The 17,147-nt window shown below is 69.2% G+C and carries 18 protein-coding genes and 2 pseudogenes; 8 read left to right on the top strand and 12 right to left on the bottom strand.

Annotation, left to right across the window (positions count from 1 at the left end; genetic code table 11):
- Positions 1–54 precede the first annotated feature (54 nt).
- On the top strand, positions 55–294 hold the full coding sequence (locus J4E04_RS08500) for a hypothetical protein (protein WP_027505874.1): 240 nt from the start codon (positions 55–57) through the stop codon (positions 292–294).
- A 235-nt stretch (positions 295–529) separates the two neighbouring features.
- The gene (locus J4E04_RS08495) at positions 530–1,147 is read left to right on the top strand and encodes a hypothetical protein (protein ID WP_027505873.1); all 618 of its coding nucleotides are present in this window, start codon (positions 530–532) and stop codon (positions 1,145–1,147) included.
- Positions 1,148–1,172: 25 nt separating this feature from the next.
- Here J4E04_RS08495 and dnaE read toward each other — a convergent pair whose 3' ends face one another.
- Both dnaE and rarD read right to left on the bottom strand, forming a co-directional pair.
- Positions 1,173–4,739, bottom strand: coding sequence for a DNA polymerase III subunit alpha (gene dnaE / locus J4E04_RS08490; protein ID WP_051613374.1), 3,567 nt, complete (start codon positions 4,737–4,739; stop codon positions 1,173–1,175).
- A 41-nt stretch (positions 4,740–4,780) separates the two neighbouring features.
- Positions 4,781–5,680 carry an EamA family transporter RarD gene (gene rarD, locus J4E04_RS08485; protein WP_490150519.1) on the bottom strand — a complete coding sequence of 300 codons (900 nt, stop codon included), beginning with the start codon at positions 5,678–5,680 and terminating at the stop codon, positions 4,781–4,783.
- Positions 5,681–5,787: 107 nt separating this feature from the next.
- Between rarD and J4E04_RS08480 the strand changes: the two are divergent.
- Positions 5,788–5,922 (top strand): annotated as a pseudogene (locus J4E04_RS08480) (DUF2256 domain-containing protein); the annotation flags it as partial.
- Complete coding sequence (locus J4E04_RS08475; protein ID WP_490150518.1) at positions 5,905–6,192, top strand: DUF3253 domain-containing protein; 288 nt, start codon at positions 5,905–5,907, stop codon at positions 6,190–6,192. The pseudogene J4E04_RS08480 and the gene J4E04_RS08475, both read left to right, overlap by 18 nt.
- 12 nt (positions 6,193–6,204) lie before the next feature.
- Here J4E04_RS08475 and J4E04_RS08470 read toward each other — a convergent pair whose 3' ends face one another.
- Entirely contained in the window at positions 6,205–6,972 is a 768-nt protein-coding gene (locus J4E04_RS08470) for an MBL fold metallo-hydrolase (protein ID WP_027505869.1), read from the bottom strand.
- 186 nt (positions 6,973–7,158) lie between these two features.
- On the opposite strand from J4E04_RS08470, the gene J4E04_RS08465 reads away from it, so the two are divergent.
- The gene (locus tag J4E04_RS08465) at positions 7,159–7,812 is read left to right on the top strand and encodes a hypothetical protein (protein ID WP_490150346.1); all 654 of its coding nucleotides are present in this window, start codon (positions 7,159–7,161) and stop codon (positions 7,810–7,812) included.
- Positions 7,813–7,825: 13 nt separating this feature from the next.
- On the opposite strand, the pseudogene J4E04_RS08460 reads toward J4E04_RS08465, so the two are convergent.
- Both J4E04_RS08460 and J4E04_RS08455 read right to left on the bottom strand, forming a co-directional pair.
- Positions 7,826–7,939, bottom strand: a pseudogene (locus J4E04_RS08460) (carbonic anhydrase); the annotation flags it as partial.
- Positions 7,940–8,038: 99 nt separating this feature from the next.
- The gene (locus J4E04_RS08455; RefSeq protein WP_490150517.1) at positions 8,039–8,692 is read right to left on the bottom strand and encodes a SanA/YdcF family protein; all 654 of its coding nucleotides are present in this window, start codon (positions 8,690–8,692) and stop codon (positions 8,039–8,041) included.
- Between the two features lie 92 nt (positions 8,693–8,784).
- Between J4E04_RS08455 and J4E04_RS08450 the strand changes: the two genes are divergently transcribed.
- Positions 8,785–9,375 (top strand): CHAP domain-containing protein, encoded by a 591-nt coding sequence (locus J4E04_RS08450; RefSeq protein ID WP_222630607.1) that lies wholly within the window; start codon positions 8,785–8,787, stop codon positions 9,373–9,375.
- Positions 9,376–9,377: 2 nt separating this feature from the next.
- On the opposite strand, the gene J4E04_RS08445 is transcribed toward J4E04_RS08450, so the two are convergent.
- The 3 genes from J4E04_RS08445 to lspA are packed head-to-tail and all read right to left on the bottom strand — an operon-like array spanning position 9,378 to position 11,511.
- Positions 9,378–10,004 carry a hypothetical protein gene (locus J4E04_RS08445; RefSeq protein WP_490150345.1) on the bottom strand — a complete coding sequence of 209 codons (627 nt, stop codon included), beginning with the start codon at positions 10,002–10,004 and terminating at the stop codon, positions 9,378–9,380.
- A 5-nt stretch (positions 10,005–10,009) separates the two neighbouring features.
- Positions 10,010–10,936, bottom strand: a complete 927-nt coding sequence (locus tag J4E04_RS08440; protein ID WP_027505865.1) for an RluA family pseudouridine synthase — start codon at positions 10,934–10,936, stop codon at positions 10,010–10,012.
- The gene (gene lspA, locus J4E04_RS08435; RefSeq protein WP_231476321.1) at positions 10,933–11,511 is read right to left on the bottom strand and encodes a signal peptidase II; all 579 of its coding nucleotides are present in this window, start codon (positions 11,509–11,511) and stop codon (positions 10,933–10,935) included. The genes J4E04_RS08440 and lspA overlap by 4 nt, the downstream gene beginning before the upstream one ends.
- A gap of 69 nt (positions 11,512–11,580) precedes the next feature.
- Between lspA and J4E04_RS08430 the strand changes: the two genes are divergently transcribed.
- Positions 11,581–12,522, top strand: coding sequence for a hypothetical protein (locus J4E04_RS08430; RefSeq protein ID WP_490150344.1), 942 nt, complete (start codon positions 11,581–11,583; stop codon positions 12,520–12,522).
- Positions 12,513–13,268 carry a hypothetical protein gene (locus J4E04_RS08425; RefSeq protein ID WP_490150343.1) on the top strand — a complete coding sequence of 252 codons (756 nt, stop codon included), beginning with the start codon at positions 12,513–12,515 and terminating at the stop codon, positions 13,266–13,268. Before J4E04_RS08430 ends, J4E04_RS08425 begins: the two co-directional genes overlap by 10 nt.
- Positions 13,269–13,330: 62 nt before the next feature.
- Here J4E04_RS08425 and J4E04_RS08420 read toward each other — a convergent pair whose 3' ends face one another.
- The 4 genes from J4E04_RS08420 to J4E04_RS08405 form a co-directional block, all read right to left on the bottom strand.
- Positions 13,331–13,804, bottom strand: coding sequence for a WKL family lipoprotein (locus J4E04_RS08420; protein WP_261769496.1), 474 nt, complete (start codon positions 13,802–13,804; stop codon positions 13,331–13,333).
- A gap of 350 nt (positions 13,805–14,154) precedes the next feature.
- Positions 14,155–14,802 carry a cutinase family protein gene (locus J4E04_RS08415; protein ID WP_056445560.1) on the bottom strand — a complete coding sequence of 216 codons (648 nt, stop codon included), beginning with the start codon at positions 14,800–14,802 and terminating at the stop codon, positions 14,155–14,157.
- Positions 14,803–15,034: 232 nt separating this feature from the next.
- Positions 15,035–15,673 (bottom strand): hypothetical protein, encoded by a 639-nt coding sequence (locus tag J4E04_RS08410; RefSeq protein ID WP_222649268.1) that lies wholly within the window; start codon positions 15,671–15,673, stop codon positions 15,035–15,037.
- A gap of 138 nt (positions 15,674–15,811) precedes the next feature.
- Positions 15,812–17,104 (bottom strand): DNA polymerase IV, encoded by a 1,293-nt coding sequence (locus tag J4E04_RS08405; protein ID WP_373428381.1) that lies wholly within the window; start codon positions 17,102–17,104, stop codon positions 15,812–15,814.
- Positions 17,105–17,147: the final 43 nt, after the last annotated feature.

The raw sequence follows: 17,147 nt of genomic DNA, 5'->3' as shown, positions 1-17,147 counted from the left end.
TAGCCTGGGGACCAACGCACGGCACACGGAACACGAATGGTTCGGGAGGCGAGTATGACCACGGTCGACCTGCAGTTCACACGCCCGCGGCACTCGACGAGCGTTCGTACCGTGGACGTGGCCGGCACCGACTGGCCGCTCTACAAGCTCGAGAGCATCATGGTCGCCGTCATCCTCTTCGCCGCTCTCGCACTGACAGTCAGCATGCAGACGGCAGTCCTCACCTCCGCCGCTGTCGGCGTGACGCTGTGGTGGGCCCTCGGCGCGACCGAGCGGTTCCGCACCCGACACTGATCACGGACAGACACCGACGGGGCGCCCACTCCACGTGGGCGCCCCGTCGGCGTTCGTGTGGTCCGGCCGTATGTCAGGAACCGAACGGCAGGACACCGGGGGCCAGGTAGAGACCGCTGCTTCCGGCGGCGATGCCACCGACGAGTTCGAGCACGGCGTTGATGAAGTTCGTGATCATGGGATCATCCCTCTCGGTCGAGTTCGACGTGACGATCCGACGGTACCGTCCGTCCCTGTGAACAGTCACGAACTCGTCTGGTACGTCGGCTACGGCTCGAACACCCTGCCCGCACGCCTCGACGCCTACTTGGGCGGCTCCGCGGCCGACAGCAGATTCGGTGCGCACGCCGCCCCGCGGACACTCTCGCTTCCTCGCGAACACCGGTGGATCACCGTGCCGCATGCGGTGTACTTCGCCGGCGTCTCGGCCCGGTGGACCGGAGCGTCCGCGTTCCTCTCGCTCACACCCTCCCCCGACTCCGACAGCATTGCCCGCGCCTACCTGCTCGACTGGGCCGCCCTCGACCACATCTCGACGGTGGAGAACGCGCAGACGGAGCAGACACTCGACGTCCGCGCGTCCCTACCGACACGGCCGGGAGCGTGGGCGCTGCTGCCGGTCGAGGTGTCGCCCGAGCCGCACCGCGGCAAGTACGACGCGGCGCTGCGCCTGGACGACATCGACGGCGTCCCGGCGATGACTCTGACGTCGAGCCACGTGCGAGAACGCGGAGTGCCGGCCGACCGCTACCGCGACGTCATCGCGGAGGGCTTGCGGGACAACCCGTTCGGCGTCGATCCCGATGCCTACCTCGCGGCAGCCGTCGAGCGGTCGGCCGTCGTCAGACGGTGAGGCAGCGTCAGACGGTGAGGCAGCGTCAGACGGTGAGGCAGCCGGGTCCGAGCAGCGCCTTGAGATCGCCCATCAGCGCCGATGACGGTGTGACGCGCAGCTTCTCGTCCACCTTGAGCATGGTGACCCGGTCGCCACTGATGAGGCGCAGGTGCACGTCGGTGGTGCCGGGATGGCTGGCCAGCACCCGCTTGAGCGCCCCGACCTTGTCCGCGGTGCACTGACGCGTCGGCAAGCTGACGGCGACGGGCTTGGCGACACCGACGGACGACAGATCGGGAACCGCGATGTCGTTCGCGATGAGCGAGATCCGATCGTCCCGAGCCGACACCCTGGCCTTCACCAGCACCACGGCGTCCTCGGCGACGTCCGCACCGAACACGGAGTACGCCTGCGGGAAGAACAGCACCTCGATACCGCCGGTGAGATCCTCGAGCTGGGCGGACGCCCAGGTCAGACCGTTCTTGTTCACCCGTCGGTTGACCGACGCCAGAATGCCGCCCACCGTGACCTGCGTGCCGTCCTTCAGACTGCCCTCGAGGATCGTGGGAATGGCGGTGTCCGACTGAGCCGCGAGCACGTGCTCGACTCCGTTCAGCGGATGCCCGGACACATACAGCCCCAACATCTCCCGCTCCAAAGCGAGACGGTGCTTGCTGTCCCACTCCTCGGGCGGGATCTTCACGTTGAAGACGGAGGTGATGGACTCGTCGGCGTCGACGCCGCCGAACAGGTCGAACTGGCCGATGGCCTCCGCCTTCTTGGTGCCCAGCACCGAGTCGATCGCGTCGGCGTGGATCAGCATCAAACCCTTGCGTGGATGGTCCAGCGAATCGAAACCACCGGCCTTGACGAGAGACTCGGTGACCTTCTTGTTGCAGGCAGTCGCATCGATCTTGGCCAGGTAGTCGGAGAAGTCGGTGAACTTCCCCTTCTCCTTGCGCGCCGAGATGATGGACGCCACGACGTTGGCGCCCACGTTGCGCACCGCGCCCATACCGAAGCGGATGTCCTCGCCCACCGAGGCGAAGTTGAGCTCGGACTCGTTGACGTCCGGCGGCAGCACGGTGATGCCGAGCCGTCTGCAGTCGGCGAGATAGATCGCCGCCTTGTCCTTGTCGTCGCCGACACTGGTGAGCAGTCCGGCCATGTACTCGGCCGGGTAGTTGGCCTTGAGATACGCCGTCCAGTAGGACACCAGCCCGTACCCCGCCGAGTGCGACTTGTTGAACGCGTAGCCGGCGAACGGGAGCACGGTGTCCCAGAGCGCCTTGATGGCGGCCTCGGAGAAATCGTTGTCCAGCATGCCCTGGCGGAATCCGGCGTACGCCTTCTCCAGCTCGGACAGCTTCTTCTTTCCCATGGCGCGCCGCAGCAGGTCGGCCTGGCCGAGCGAGTAGCCGGCGACCTTCTGCGCCAGCTGCATGATCTGCTCCTGATAGACCACCAGGCCGTACGTCTCGCCGAGGATGACCTTCAGCGGTTCCTCGAGTTCCGCGTGAATCGGCTTGACCTCTTGACGACCGTTCTTGCGATCGGCGTAGTCGTTGTGCGAGTTCATGCCCATCGGACCGGGCCGGTAGAGCGCCAGGACGGCGACGATGTCCTCGAATCCGGTGGGCTGCATCTTGCGCAGCAGGTCCCGCATCGCGCTGCCGTCGAGCTGGAACACGCCGAGAGTGTCTCCGCGCGAGAGCAGTTCGAACGTCGCCGGATCATCGAGAGGCAGGGCGTCGAGATCGATGTCGATGCCGCGATTGGCCTTGATGTTGTCGATGGCGTCACCGATGACCGTGAGGTTGCGCAGCCCCAGGAAGTCCATCTTCAGCAGGCCGATGGCCTCGCAGGACGGGTAGTCCCAGCCGGTGATGATGGCGCCGTCCTGCGGACGCTTCCACACCGGGATGGCGTCGGTCAGCGGCTCCGAGGACATGATGACCGCGCAGGCGTGGACGCCGGCGTTGCGGATCAGCCCCTCGAGACCCTTGGCCGTCTGGTAGATCTTCGCGACGTCGGGGTTCGAGTCGATCAGCGAGCGGACCTCGGTGGCCTCCTTGTACCGCTCGTGCGTCGGATCGGTGATACCCGCGACCGAGATGTCCTTCGCCATCACGGGCGGGGGCAGTGCCTTGGTGATCTGGTCGGCGATGGCGAAGCCCGGCTGCCCGAACTGCACGCGGGCCGAGTCCTTGATGGCGGCCTTCGTCTTGATGGTGCCGAACGTGATCACCTGCGCGACACGATCACTGCCCCACTTCTCGGTGGCGTAGCGCACCATCTCGCCGCGTCGGCGATCGTCGAAGTCGATGTCGATGTCGGGCATGGAGACGCGCTCGGGATTGAGGAACCGCTCGAACAGCAGACCGTGCGGGAGCGGGTCGATGTTGGTGATCCCCATCGCGTAGGCGACGAGCGACCCGGCCGCCGAACCTCGACCGGGGCCGACGCGGATGCCGACCTCCTTGGCGTGGTTGATGAGGTCACCGACGACGAGGAAGTAGGCGGGGAAGCCCATCTCGAGGATGACGCTGATCTCGTAGTCCGCACGGGAGAGGTACTCCTCCGTCGGACCGTCGGGGAAGCGGCGGTGCAGGCCGTCCATGACCTCCTTGCGGAGCCAGGTGCCCTGCGTGTAGCCCTCCGGCACCGGGAACACCGGCATCCGGTCGCGGTGTTCCCACACCTCGTCGTAGGACTGGACGCGTTCGGCGATGAGCAACGTGGAGTCGCACGCGCCGGGCACCTCGTCGTCCCAGAGGGCGCGCATCTCCTCCGCGGACTTGAGGTAGTAGCCGTCGCCGTCGAACTTGAACCGGGTGGGATCGCTCAGCGTCTTACCGGTCTGGATGCACAGCAGCGCTTCGTGATTGACCGACGCGTCCTTGGTGACGTAGTGGCAGTCGTTGGTCGCGAGCGGCGGGATGCCGAGCTGCTCCCCGATGCTCAGCAGTCCTTCTCGCACCCTCCGCTCGATCGACAGACCGTGGTCCATCAGTTCGAGGAAGAAGTTGTCGGGGCCCCAGATCTCCTGCCACTTGGCCGCCGCCTCGAGCGCCTCACGCTCGTGGCCCAGACGAAGCCGGGTCTGGATCTCGCCGGACGGGCAACCGGTGGTGGCGATGATGCCCTCGGCGTGGTTGGCGATGATCTCCTCGTCCATGCGCGCCCACTTGCCCAGCTGCCCCTCGGTGGACGCGAGGGACGACAGCTTGAACAGGTTGCGCAGACCCGTCGCGTTCTCCGCCACCATCGTCATGTGCGTGTACGCGCCGCTGCCCGAGACGTCGTCCGACTTCTGGCTGCGGTCTCCCCACAGCACGCGCTTCTTGTTGAAACGGGACTCCGGGGCGATGTAGGCCTCGATCCCGATGATGGGCTTGACCCCGGCCTTCTTGGCCTCGTTGTAGAACTCACTGGCCCCGTACATGTTGCCGTGGTCGGTCATCCCGACCGCGCTCATCCCCAGGCGCTGGGCCTCCGCGAACATCGGCGCGATCTTCGCCGCCCCGTCCAGCATGGAGTACTCGGTGTGATTGTGGAGATGAACGAAGTCCGACACGGGAGCCACTCTAGGTCGTCGGGCCGACAACATTCTCCGCACACGCGGCGTGTGACGACTGTGACGGATGAGGACTAGCGCGGGGCGTCCGCGGACGCCGCCTCGACCGGCACCGACGCCACGCGATGCGCCCGCAGACGCCGCACGGAGTCGACCGTGAAGATCGCCAGCGCGCACCAGATGAGTGCGAAACCGATCCACCGCGACGCGGGCATGTCCTCGTTCAGCACCAGCACTCCCCACGCGAGCTGCAGGCCCGGTGTCAGGTACTGCAGCAGACCGAGGGTGACCAACGGCAGCTTCTGCGCGGCGACCCCGAACAGCAGCAGCGGCAGTGCGGTGACGGGCCCGGCGAGGACGAGCAGCAGGGCGTGCGGCACCCCGAGCGAGAGGGCGCTCGCTCCCCCGGTGACGCTCAGCACCACCAGGTAACCGATCGCGATCGGCGCCCCCACGAGCCCCTCCGCGGTCAGCGACGTGGTGGGTTCGAGCCGGACCACCTTCTTCATGACGCCGTACAGCGCGAACGAGAAGGCCAGGGTGAGGGCGATGACGGGAGGCCGTCCGTAGTCGACGGTGAGCACGACCACCGCGACGAAGGCCAGCGCGAGGGCCGCGATCTGCGCACGGCCCAACCGCTCCCGGAACACCACGACGCCGAGCAGGACACTGACGAGCGGATTGACGAAGTATCCGAGGGCTGCCTCGACCACACGGTCCTGCGAGACCGCGAAGATGTAGACGCCCCAGTTGATCGAGATGAACGCCGACGACAACGCCACCACACCCCACGTGCGCGCCGGGAGACCGCGCAGCGTGGACAGTCGTCCCAACACCGCCAGGACGACGAGCATGAGCACCAACGTCCACACGATGCGGTGCGCGAGGACCTCGACGGGTCCGGCGAAGGACAGCGCGCCGAAGAAGGCCGGGAACAGTCCCCACAGTCCGTACGCACCGACACCGCTGGCCATGCCGACGCTGGAGGACGACCGGGGAGCTCCACCGCGCCGGGAGCCGAGAGAGGACGTGAGACTGCGCACGCGCTCACGCTATCCCCGACCGGTGCACAATCGACGAGGTGGCACACAGGAAGAAGGCGCCGAGCGGCGAGGCCGAGGCTCGGGCGGACAAGACCTGCGCCGTCTGCGGTCGACGGATCGAGTGGCGCAAGAAGTGGGAACGCGACTGGGACTCGGTGAAGTACTGCAGCGACGCGTGCCGACGCACGGGCTCCGCGGGAGCCGACGACGGTCTCGAGGACGCGATCCGGCGGCTGCTCGACAGTCGCGCCCGCGATTCGTCGATCTGTCCCTCCGACGTGGCTCGCGCCGTGTCGCCGGACGACTGGCGCCCCCTGATGGAACCCGTCCGCCGCGCCGCCCGCCGTCTCGTCGCCGCGGGCGAGGCGGAGATCACGCAGGGCGGGAACGTGGTCGACCCGTCGACGGCGAAGGGCCCCATCCGCATTCGGCGACCCCGCTGACCCGGAGTCGACTCAGGCGCGTGCGGACCTGACCCGCCGCACCGCGTCGTCGACGGACCCGCGATGCACTCCCCCGTGTCCGGGAATCAGGACGTCGGCGTCCAGGCCGACGAAAGCGTCGAGCGCGTCGAACTCCCGCGGCCGGTCGTGCGCGAACAGGGGCGGCAGCATCTGCGGTCCGGTCCGAACGCTCAGAGCGTGTCCGGTGACCAGGGCGTCACCGGACAGAACGGCCCCCGCACCCGGCACGTGATACCCGGTGTGACCGGACGTGTGACCCGAACTGTCGAGCGGCACCGGCCCGCCCGGCAGGTCCAACGGCCCACCCGGCACGGATCCGACGACCGAGTCGAACCCCTCGGCGTCGGCGACGGCGCCCGATTCGGTTCCGCCCGCGCGAGCGATGCGCACCGTCCATGCGAGCGCACCGCGCCGCCAGACGTTACGCGCCACGTCGAGCGGCGATGCCTGTTCGAGATACTCACGTCGGGCATGCCGCGCCTCGGTGTCCGAGGTGAGCACCGGCGTGCCGTAGGTCGAGGCGAAGTGGCCGGCACCGCCGATGTGGTCGATGTGCGCGTGTGTCAGCAGGATCGCCCGCACGTCCTCCGGACGCCGACCGACACGACGCAGCGATTCGACGACCGCACCGACGTACCGCGGATATCCCGAGTCGACCAGCGTCACGTCCTCGCCGTCGACCAACAGTGTCCAGTTGACGTCCGGCCCGAACGCGACGTGCACGCCGTCGGCGACGGTCGTGACTTCGAGTGTGCTCACGACTGCCGAGTATGGACGGTCGGGAGCCCCGGGGGAAGACCGACGAGTCTGCTGACGCGACACGCCGATCACACGACCGAGCGGAGCCGGGTGTGTCATGACGTTGGTCACCGACGACGCGAAAAGCACGAGGCGACAGCCGCTCCCGCTCCTCGGGCCTCGTGTCGTGCACTACGCTGGTTCGACGTGATCGACGATCGAAATTTCGGCTCCGGCGCCTCCTCCACGATGACCACCACCTCACCCCACGACACCGCTGCGGACGACACCCCCGTCACCCGGCGGTGGAGTCCCGGCGGCTGCGTGTGGTGCGGCAGCCGGACCGACATCGAGATCTACCGGGACGAGCCCCGGTGCGGTGAGTGCCGTGAACACGAGAACACGATCGACGCGGCGCGTCGCTTCATCGGCATGTACGGCCTGCGTCCCCTGGGCGGCGCGGTGACGTCCGACGACGACGAGGAGCTCGAGCACCGCACCGCGGCTCGCAGTGCGCGTGCCGCTCTCGACCGGGTCCGCCTGCCGAAGCGTCCCGCGGCCGCCGACGTCCGGAAGGCCTCGGCCCGCGCCGGTGCGTCCGCCGCCGTCCGCACCACCCCGTCCCGCTCGTCGTCCTCCGCTCCGTCGGGTGCCGTCAGCACGGTGGACGTCGCCGTGCTCGCCGATCGCGTGACCGGTCTGCTCGAGCAGCTCACCGCCATCGAGGCCGGCATCGCCGACGCCGAGGCGTCGTCGGGTCTGCCCGCGCGTGCCCGGCTCAGCGACCTGCAACGTCAGCGCGCCACCGTCATGTCGACACTGGCCGCGCTGGAGAAGGCCCGCCGCGGCAGCGCGGGCTGACCGACACGCTCGATCAGGCCGGCTGAACCTCACGCAGCGCACCGGTCGCCACGTCGAACACGAAGCCGCGCAACGACGTCGTCCGCGAGACGAACGGACTGAGCTCGATGCGCCGGAGCTGTCGCCGCAAGCATCGCGACAGGAACACTCGCGCTCGGGTCTCCAGACTGCTCGCGGTGCGACGGTGCGAACAGGGTTGGGCTCGAGGTGATCCGAGTGACTCGCCTCAGCCGATCTCGACGGCGCGGCGCACCGCGTCGGTCGGTGGCGACTGCACCGCGGGCGCGGAGCCGCGGAGCACGTCCAGCACGGCCTTGGGACGCGCGAGCATCTCGCGTACGAACTGCCGCAGCAGCGAGCGCCGGGAACAGTCACAGGGAGCGACGACACCGCCGGCATCGATCCCCGCAGCTCGGCACAGGGCCACCGCACGTGCGGCATGGGTGTCCTGACTGACGATCAGGGCCGTCGACACTCCGTACGTCGCCACAGCGCGTCGACACGTGTCGTGGGTCGTCAGACCGTACGGGTCGGCCACGATGCGGTCGGGATCGACGCCGCGGCGCACCAGGTAGCGCGTCATCACCTCCACCTCGTCACCCGACGTGCCGGCGGCGTTGCCCGACAACAGAAGTGCGCGCACGGTACCGCGCCGCACCAGATCGAGTGCCGCGTCGAGACGACCGGCGAGAAACGACGACGGTTCGCCCTCCTGGACCCGAGCGCCCAGCACGATGGCGACGGGAGCGCGCGGCGCGGTGTCCGCCGAGTACAGCCGACCGTGGGACGAGGCGGCGACCCACGCCGCCGATCCGAGCACGACGACGAGCACCGCGGCGGCGGACCCGCCGACGGCACGGATCAGATGTCGGCGCCCCACACGTCTCATGTCCCCAGTCCATCATGTGAGGGTTCCGTGAAGATCGGCGCCGCGATCCTGACCACGGAGACCCGGCTCGGTAGCGTCGAGGCATGCCCACCAGCACCCGCGTCCGCCGTACCGTCGCCGGCGTCGTCGCCCTCGCGGTGGTCGCCGTCGCGGCGGTGCTGTGGACCGCGCCCGAGCGGTGGTACCCGTGGGACACCGCCGACTTCCCCGCGGCCGACGCGTCCCTGTCCCCTGCGCAGCAGCGTGTGCTCGAGGTGGTGGAGCGTGAGTATCGCGATCCCCGTCCCGCCACGTTCTACTCCGAGGGCGTCGACGAGGCCTGGTGCGCCGACTTCGTCAGTCACGTGATGCGCCAGGCCGGACAGCCGTTCACCAATCCGCATTCGGGTGGGTGGCGCATTCCCGGTGTCTACACGTTGACGGAGTACTACCAGGAACAGGGCCGTTTCGCGCCGGTCGGCGACCACTCCCCCGCGGTCGGCGACGTCGTCCTGTACGAGTCGGGTGGGCCCGTCGGGGATCTGCTCGTCGGCCAGCACACGAACATCGTGGTCGCGGTGGACGGGGACACGGTCACGACCGTCGGCGGAAACGAAATGGGCGGGATCCGCATTCACGATCTGGACTGGGCGGACGACTCGGCGGTGCTCGGTTTCGGCCTACTCGGGTCCTGAGGTCAGGAGGCGGGAACCGGGCCGTCGTCGGGCTGCACCGCGTCGCCGTCGCGTTCGGGATGCAGCGGTGCCACCGCGAACCGGCCGTAGACCGCGTCCCCCGGCAATGCCTCGACCGCGCGGATGCCGTCCAGGCCCGCGAGCGCGGCGAGTTCCGGAACACTCGCACGTACCAGAACTCCTGCGGCGCAGTCACAGTCGGCCTGCAGGCGTGCGCGCACCACCGTCGCGATCGCGTTCCCGCGCTGGTCGCGTCCGGGCGGAACGAGGCCGGCGGCGAGACGGACGGACGACGCGAGCACGGAGTCGGTGTCCGGCACCGGGACCACCACGAGCGGGGTCTGCACGCGGTCGATCGGCACGTGCGCATAGACGACCGAGACCCTGATTCCGTCGACGGTGGGCGCGATCTCGTCGGCACGCATCGACCGGGTGAAGGACACCAGCGCCCACCGATCTCCGTCGCCGGAGGGCGGGTCCACCCGGGCCACGTACTGCGCGGCGGTCTCGTCGTTGTCGGGACCGAGGGCATCGGTGCGAACCGACGAACCACGGACCGGGTCGAGGACACCGAGCACGAGCACCGCGACGATCAACGCGACGACCGACGCCGCGGACACGGCGCGCACGCGTCTCAGCCCGCTCTCAACACGTCCAGTGCGTGCTGCAGATCCGCCGGGTACGGGCTCGAGAACTCCACGTAGCGGCCGTCACCGGGATGAGTGAACCCGAGTGCGCGGGCGTGCAGCCACTGGCGTTCGAGGCCGAGTCGTTCGGCCAGGCGCGGATCGGCACCGTAGGTCAGATCACCGCAGCACGGATGCCGCAGCGCCGAGAAGTGCACCCGGATCTGGTGAGTGCGCCCTGTCTCGAGGTGCACGTCCAGCAGGCTCGCGGCCTGGAACGCCTCGACCGTGTCGTAGTGGGTGATGCTGGGCTTGCCGTCCGCCGTGACGGCGAACTTCCAGTCGTTGCTGCGGTGTCGTCCGATGGGCGCATCGACGGTTCCGCTGCTCGGGTCCGGATGTCCCTGCACCAGAGCGTGATAGCGCTTGTCGATCGTGCGCTCCTTGAACGCGCGCTTGAGCACGGTGTACGCATGCTCCGACGTGGCCACCACCATCACGCCGGACGTCCCGACGTCGAGACGGTGCACGATGCCCTGACGCTCGTGGACCCCGGACGTCGAGATGCGGAATCCAGCGGCCGCGAGACCACCGATCACCGTCGGTCCCGTCCAGCCCACGCTCGCGTGCGCGGCCACTCCGACCGGCTTGTCCACGACGACGATGTGGTCGTCCGAGTACAGGATCTCCATGCCCGGCACCGGCTGTGCCTCGATGGTCAACGGACGCGCGGGCTCGGGCAGTTCCACCTCGAGCCACGTGCCGCCGCCGAGACGGTCGGACTTCGCCACAGTGGAACCGTCGACCTGGACGGCGCCCTCCTCGGCGAGGGTCGCGACGACGGTCCGCGACAACCCCAGCAGCCGAGCCAGTCCCGCATCCACGCGCATGCCGTCGAGCCCGTCCGGAACGGGCATCGACCGTGTCTCCCTCACGCCTTCTTCTCCGACTCCGTCGCCGCTGCGCTCTCGGTCACCGCGGGGTCGTCACCCTTGTCGTCGGCACGGCGAGTCCCGTCCGGCTCGATCCCGAACAGCGTGATGATCACCAGCAGGACGGCCCCGCAGACGATGGAGGAATCGGCGACGTTGAAGACCGGCCACCAGCCGATGGACACGAAGTCCACGACGTGACCCTGCAGCGGGCCGGGCGAGCGGAAGAATCGGTCGATCAGATTGCCGAGCGCGCCGCCCAGCACCAGGCCGAGGCCCACGGCCCACCAGCCGGAGCGAAGAGTGCGTCCGATGCGGATCACACCCACCACGACGGCGACGGCCACCAGCGTCAACAGCCAGGTCATGCCCGTGGCCATCGAGAACGCCGCGCCCGCGTTGCGCACCATGCGGAGGGTGACGGTGTCACCGATGATCTCGATCGGTCGACCGGGCTCGATGACGGCGACCGCGACGATCTTCGTGAGCAGGTCCAGGGCGAGCACGACCGCCGCGACAGCGAACAGCCGTCGGGTACGTCGGGCCAGGGGTCGGTCCGGATTCTCCACGTCGGTCACCCCACCATTGTCCACTACCTGCCCTCACCGCTCACCGGCCGCTCAGGATCCGACGCTAACCTCGGGCGCGTGACACTGCTCTCGACACGACCCCGCCGACGCTCCACCACCCTCGTCGCCGCGGCAGCGGTCACCGTCGTCCTCTCGCTCGGGGCGTGCGGGACCGACACCGACGTACCCGCGACCGAGGAGCTGACCCCCAGCACGTCCGCGGTCACCCTCCCGGTCTCCGCGGTCACCACCACGCTGGTCGATGCCGGAGCCGAGCCGCGGACCGTCGTCACCGCGACCCCGTCGGAAGCAGAGCAGACCGCGACCCTCGTGGCCGAGTCGACCATCAGCCAGCAGATCGACGCTGCCGAGGCGCAGGACTTCTCGACCCCGCCGCTGACGCTGCCGATGACGGCGACCTCACGCTCGGCGGCCGGGTCCGACGGACTCCAGGTCGACATGACACTCGGTGCCGCCACCACGTCGGACGCCACCCTGCAGGCGAGCCTCGGGCCCACCGCGGGATCGTCCGCAGGCTTCGCGACCACGCCGTCGGGTGCCGTCACCGCACTCACCATCGATCCGTCGCCGGACGCCCGGGACATCGCTCGATCAGCCGTCGAGCAGGCGCTGTCCCAGGCGGTGTACCGCGCCGTCCCGTTCCCGGCAGAGGCCATCGGCGTCGGCGCGAGATGGACCGTCACCCAGGAGGTCGTCAGCGGGATTTCGCTGCTGCAGACGACGACGGCGACACTCACCTCGTTCGACGACGGCGTCGCGACGGTCGACGTCGCCGTGACCCAGTCGCCGGAGGAACCGATCTGGCAGCTGCCCGACGAGCAGGGCACCCTGAACATCGAGTCGTTCGTGATGACCGGCCAGGGGCAGTTGCGGATCGATCCGTCCAAGCCGCTTCCCCTGGGCGGCACGGTCGCCGTCGGCGGCGACCAGGTCTACCGGGACGCCAACAGCCAGACGACGCTGAAGCAGACCACCAGCAACACGGTGACGTGGAGTTGAGACGACTGGGCGCGGTCACGGCAGCGCTCGCGGTGGTGCTCGTCGGATGCGGCACCGATCGGGACGTCGGCGACACACCGAGCGAGGCCACGCCCGAGGCGCCCACCGTCGGGCTCCCCGCCTTCACTCCGGTCCCTCCGCCGTCGGCCACCGGCACCGGCCCGATCACCGACAACGCTCTGCTCGCCGGTCGGCTCCTGGGCATCGCCGACCTCCCACCCGGCTACACCGGCTACGACCTGCCTCCGCTCGACCCCAGCGCTCCGGGCGCGACGGCCGAGGACCGGTCGAGCACCGACCCCGCCGAGTGCGCCGCGGTGCTGGCGCCCATCGCCACCCAGGTGCCCGGCGTCATCAGCGCCGCATCCGTCTCCTACGGCGGACCCGACTTCTCGTCGATCGACCAGGACGCCGCGAGCTACGACGGTCCCGGCGCCCTCACCGCGTTCGCGGCCGTGCAGGACTCGCTCACACGATGCGCGACCTTCAGCGGCACGGACGCCGACGGTGTGCGGGTGGACTACCGCGTCGGCGCCTCGACCCTGCTCACCGACGTCGCCCCGATCGGCGACGCCTCCGTGGCGGTGCGACTCGCGGTGAGCAGCGACGGCGTGTCTCTGACGACGGACGCGATCCTCACCGTCTCCGGATCCACCCTGAGCCAACTGGTGGCCACCGGGACCGAGCCCGTCGACCCCGACCTGGTGCGGACGCTCGCGCGCACCGCCGCCGACCGGCTGCGCTGAGACACGACGACGCCGGCACCACCCGAAGGTGATGCCGGCGTCGTGTGGTCGGTACTGCGGTGTCAGGCGGTGCAGGCAGGCGAGGTCAGCTGCGCCAGCGACACGATCGCGCAAGCGTTGTCCTTCGACAGCTTCCACTCCCCGTCCTCGGCCACGTAGGCGACCTGGAGCGGGTTGACCTGGCCACCGAGATCGATGGTGGCGTTGGAGCTGAGCGTGCCGTCGCCCAGATCGGTCACGTCGAGGACCTGAATCTTCGCGTTGTTCACGCGAGCGGCCTCGGCGACCTTGTTGATGAGCTCCGGATCAGCTTCCGCGCCCTGCACGTACTGGACCTTCTGCTCGAGCGGCACGTTGGGATCGAGGCTCTCCTGCAGGCGCGTGTTCAGCTCCTCGGCGGTGGGAACCGGGGGGAGATCGGACGGTGCCTCGGCAACTGCGCTGGAGGTGGTGGCTGCCGACGTGGTGGCGTCGGTGGTGCCGCCGTCCTCGCCGCTGCTGCACGCCGTCATCGTCAGGGCGGCGGCGACTGCCATGCCTGCCACCAGTGCGCGTCCGGTACGGGGAAGCTTCACGTGTACGTCCTTACATCTCGTGAGTTGACTCGGTATCGAGCGTCGGGCCAGACCTTACCGACCAGTTCTGAGGAAACGGTAAAGCTCGTCGCGCCCTCGAGAGGGGTCACAGGGTGGGCGGCGTCGGCCGGCGCGGTGGCCGCCGCGCGCACCGCACGGGGTAGCGCGCACTCTGCATCCTGCGCAGAACACCGCGCGCTGCGCACGGGGCGAACCCCTGGCCGGGTGGAGGATGCCGGGTTCGACGCCGAACCTGCATGCACCGCGCACATTCGGTCCACCGAGCTCCGATCAGTCGAACAATGAGCGATTCAGCTGATTCGGGAGGCTGCGAATGTCGCACCCTGACCCGCGCTGCCATTGCTCGCGTAGGTGAGATGCGCAAAGGAATTGAATCCGCCGATCTGGCACACCGGGTCTCCGAAGTTGCAGAAACTGCGGGCGCGCGGGCCGTAGGTTCCGCTCGCCGACTCGATGGTCCTCCCGGTCAGACCGAACGGGTTGCCGAACACGACGACGGCCTTGACCCTGTCGGCGACGCCGGCGGGCAGCACGGAACCGGTGAGACTGCTCGGGGTGCGCAGACCCACGGCATTGGTGACCACAGTGGCACCCTGTGAGTACCCACCGATGATGAATTGCGTTGCAGGACATGCTGCTGCGACGGAGGTGATGTGCGCGACCAGGTCACGCGAGCCGGGCCCGGCGCTGGCCTGCGAGAAGTCGGCAGCGTAGTTCACGGCGTAGGTGCTGACGGACCGTCCGGCGAGCGTGGAGGTGACACTGCTGGTGAAAGGTCCACCGGTGATGCCGAGTCCGGGCAGTTCACCGGTCCCGCGTGCGAACGAGACGTCGACGTCCGTACACGGCGCCGCGGTGGCCACAGCGCTGGGAACGACCAGGGCCGCAGCGGCGACAGACGCCGCTGCACACACCCGAGCGAGAAGTCTGACATTCATGACGAGCCTTTCCCCGAAGGTCAGTGGACTCGGTCACAGTAACGGACGGAAATGTCGGGTGACAGTACTTGTTCGCACACATCACAATTGCACGAACGCATTTCCCGCATGTCACCGGAAACGCCGAAGACACGGAAGGAACGAGCGCCGGAAGACCGTCACGACGAGCAGTTCGGACGCCGAAACCCCCTCGTGTCGTCCCGGGCGTCGACGGATGCTGCCGACACACCGCTCAGACGCCGAGAACGGCTCGGGCCTGGAGAGCCACCGTGCGATCCGCCGCGAACGCCGCCGCCCGCAGCACGGCCGACGCCGCGGGCGCGTCGATCCGGTGACGACCGGCCAGGACACCGATGGCCTCGTCGATCAGGTCGCACTCACCGCCCGGATCCGCCGGTACGCCTGCCAGGCCGGAGGTGACCAGTTCGTCGCCCAGCACATCGGCGAGTCTGCCCACCGCCGCGACGGTCCTCTCGTCGGGTGTGCCGAGGGGACCGCGTCCGTGGCACTGCAGGGTGCCGACCCGGCTGGCTGTTCCGAGCGCGACGGTCCGGACCCATCGCACCCCAGACTCGATGAGACAGTCGACCAGCAGGGGCCATCGCGCGCAATCCGCCGCCGAGTCGACCGACACACTGTGCATCCGACCGTCCGCCATCGTCTCCGCGTGGGGTCCCTCGCCCAGGAGGTACTGCAGATCCGCCAGCTGCACGGCATCGTGGGCGGTCGGGTACAGCACGCGCCTGCTGTCCGGGGCGTGCGCGGAGGTGAGTACCGCGGTCGCTCCGTCCGCGTGCAGGAGATCTGCACAGACGGCGACCCACTCGGCTCCGCGCAGACCCGCTAGCGGGTGCCGCTGATCGCTCACCATGGGAGCGAGGCTCGCAGCGTGAACTCGGTGCCGGGCACGGGCACTCCTCGTCGTACGGGTGCGGCGACAGACGCCGCAGTCACGCGTATTCGGCGGTGCGCGCCCCGCGGATGGGTCACAGGACTCGATCGGTGAGCCTCAGGCCAGACTGTCCATCGGATCCGCCACCGCGAGGTGCTCGTCGTCTCCGGAGAAGGTCCGCGCCACCCCGGGGCCCGTGCTCCGCGTCTCGAACCGCACGGTCACCACGTCGTGCCCTGCGCCCTGCACCCACCCGTGGCCGTACTCGTCGTGTCGGACGTCGAGCCCCGGCCGCCAGAGCAGGACGTCGCTCGTGACGACCGGCGCGGGCTCGGCCGCGGTGACCGAGGAGTCGACGTCGAGGCCCTCCTGGTCGAGTTCGGGGAACAGCGACTCCTGCCGGACCGTCGACAGCCCGGCGAGGCCCACGCCCACGAGTCGGATACTGCCGAGCTCGCGCGGATCGAGAGCCTGCCGCTGCGCGGTGGCCACGATCGTCGCCAGATCGACCGTCGCGTACGGCAGTGTGGCCGAACGGGTCACGATGCTCATGTCGGACTTGCGGAGCTTGAGGACGACGGTGCGGGCCGCCCGCCCGTCCTTCGTCAATCGGGTGTGGGCGGCCTCCGCGCTGGCGACGATGGCGGATCGCAACCCGGCCATGTCGACGATGTCGGTGGCGAAGGTGGTCTCTGCACTGACCTGTTTGGACTCGGCGCGTTCCGCCACGGGTCGATCGTCGAGACCACGTGCGAGACGGTGCAGGCTGGGGCCGACGGCGGAACCGAGCACGGACGCGGCCTCCGCCTCCGGCATCGCGGCGAACGCACCGACCGTGTGCACTCCCAGTCGGCGGAGCTTGTCCTCGGCCACCGGCCCGATGCCCCACAACTTCCGCACCGGCAGAGTCTCGAGGAGGGCGGCCTGGTCCGCCGGAGAGACCACCCGGATGCCGTCCGGCTTCGCGAGGCCCGAGCCGATCTTCGCGATCTGCTTGCCCGCTCCTGCTCCGATGGAGGCGACGAGCCCGGACGCGTCCAGGACTGACGCACGCAGCGCGGCGCAGAACTCCTCCACCTCGGCGACGGTCGCTCCCGCCAACTCCGCGGGCTCACCGAACGCCTCGTCGAGCGAGAGCTGTTCGATCACCGGCACGACGCGCCGCACGGTGTCGAAGACGACGGTGGAGAGAGCCGAGTAGACCTTGCCGCGGGGCGGCACCACCACCGCACCGGATCCGACGAGTCGTCGAGCCTGGTGCATCGGCATCGCCGACCGGGCACCGAACACGCGTGCCTCGTAGCTGCATCCCGCCACGACGCCTCGACCACCGCCGCCGCCGACGAGCACGGGTCGGCCCCGCAGCGTCGGCCGGGTGAGCTGCTCGACCGACGCGAAGAACGCGTCCATGTCGAGATGCAACACCCAGCGTCTGCTGCGCTCGGCCGACCCG

The sequence above is a fragment of the Rhodococcus sp. NFXS4 genome (assembly GCF_058139645.1).
This window is presented reverse-complemented; position numbering and strand designations above follow the sequence as displayed.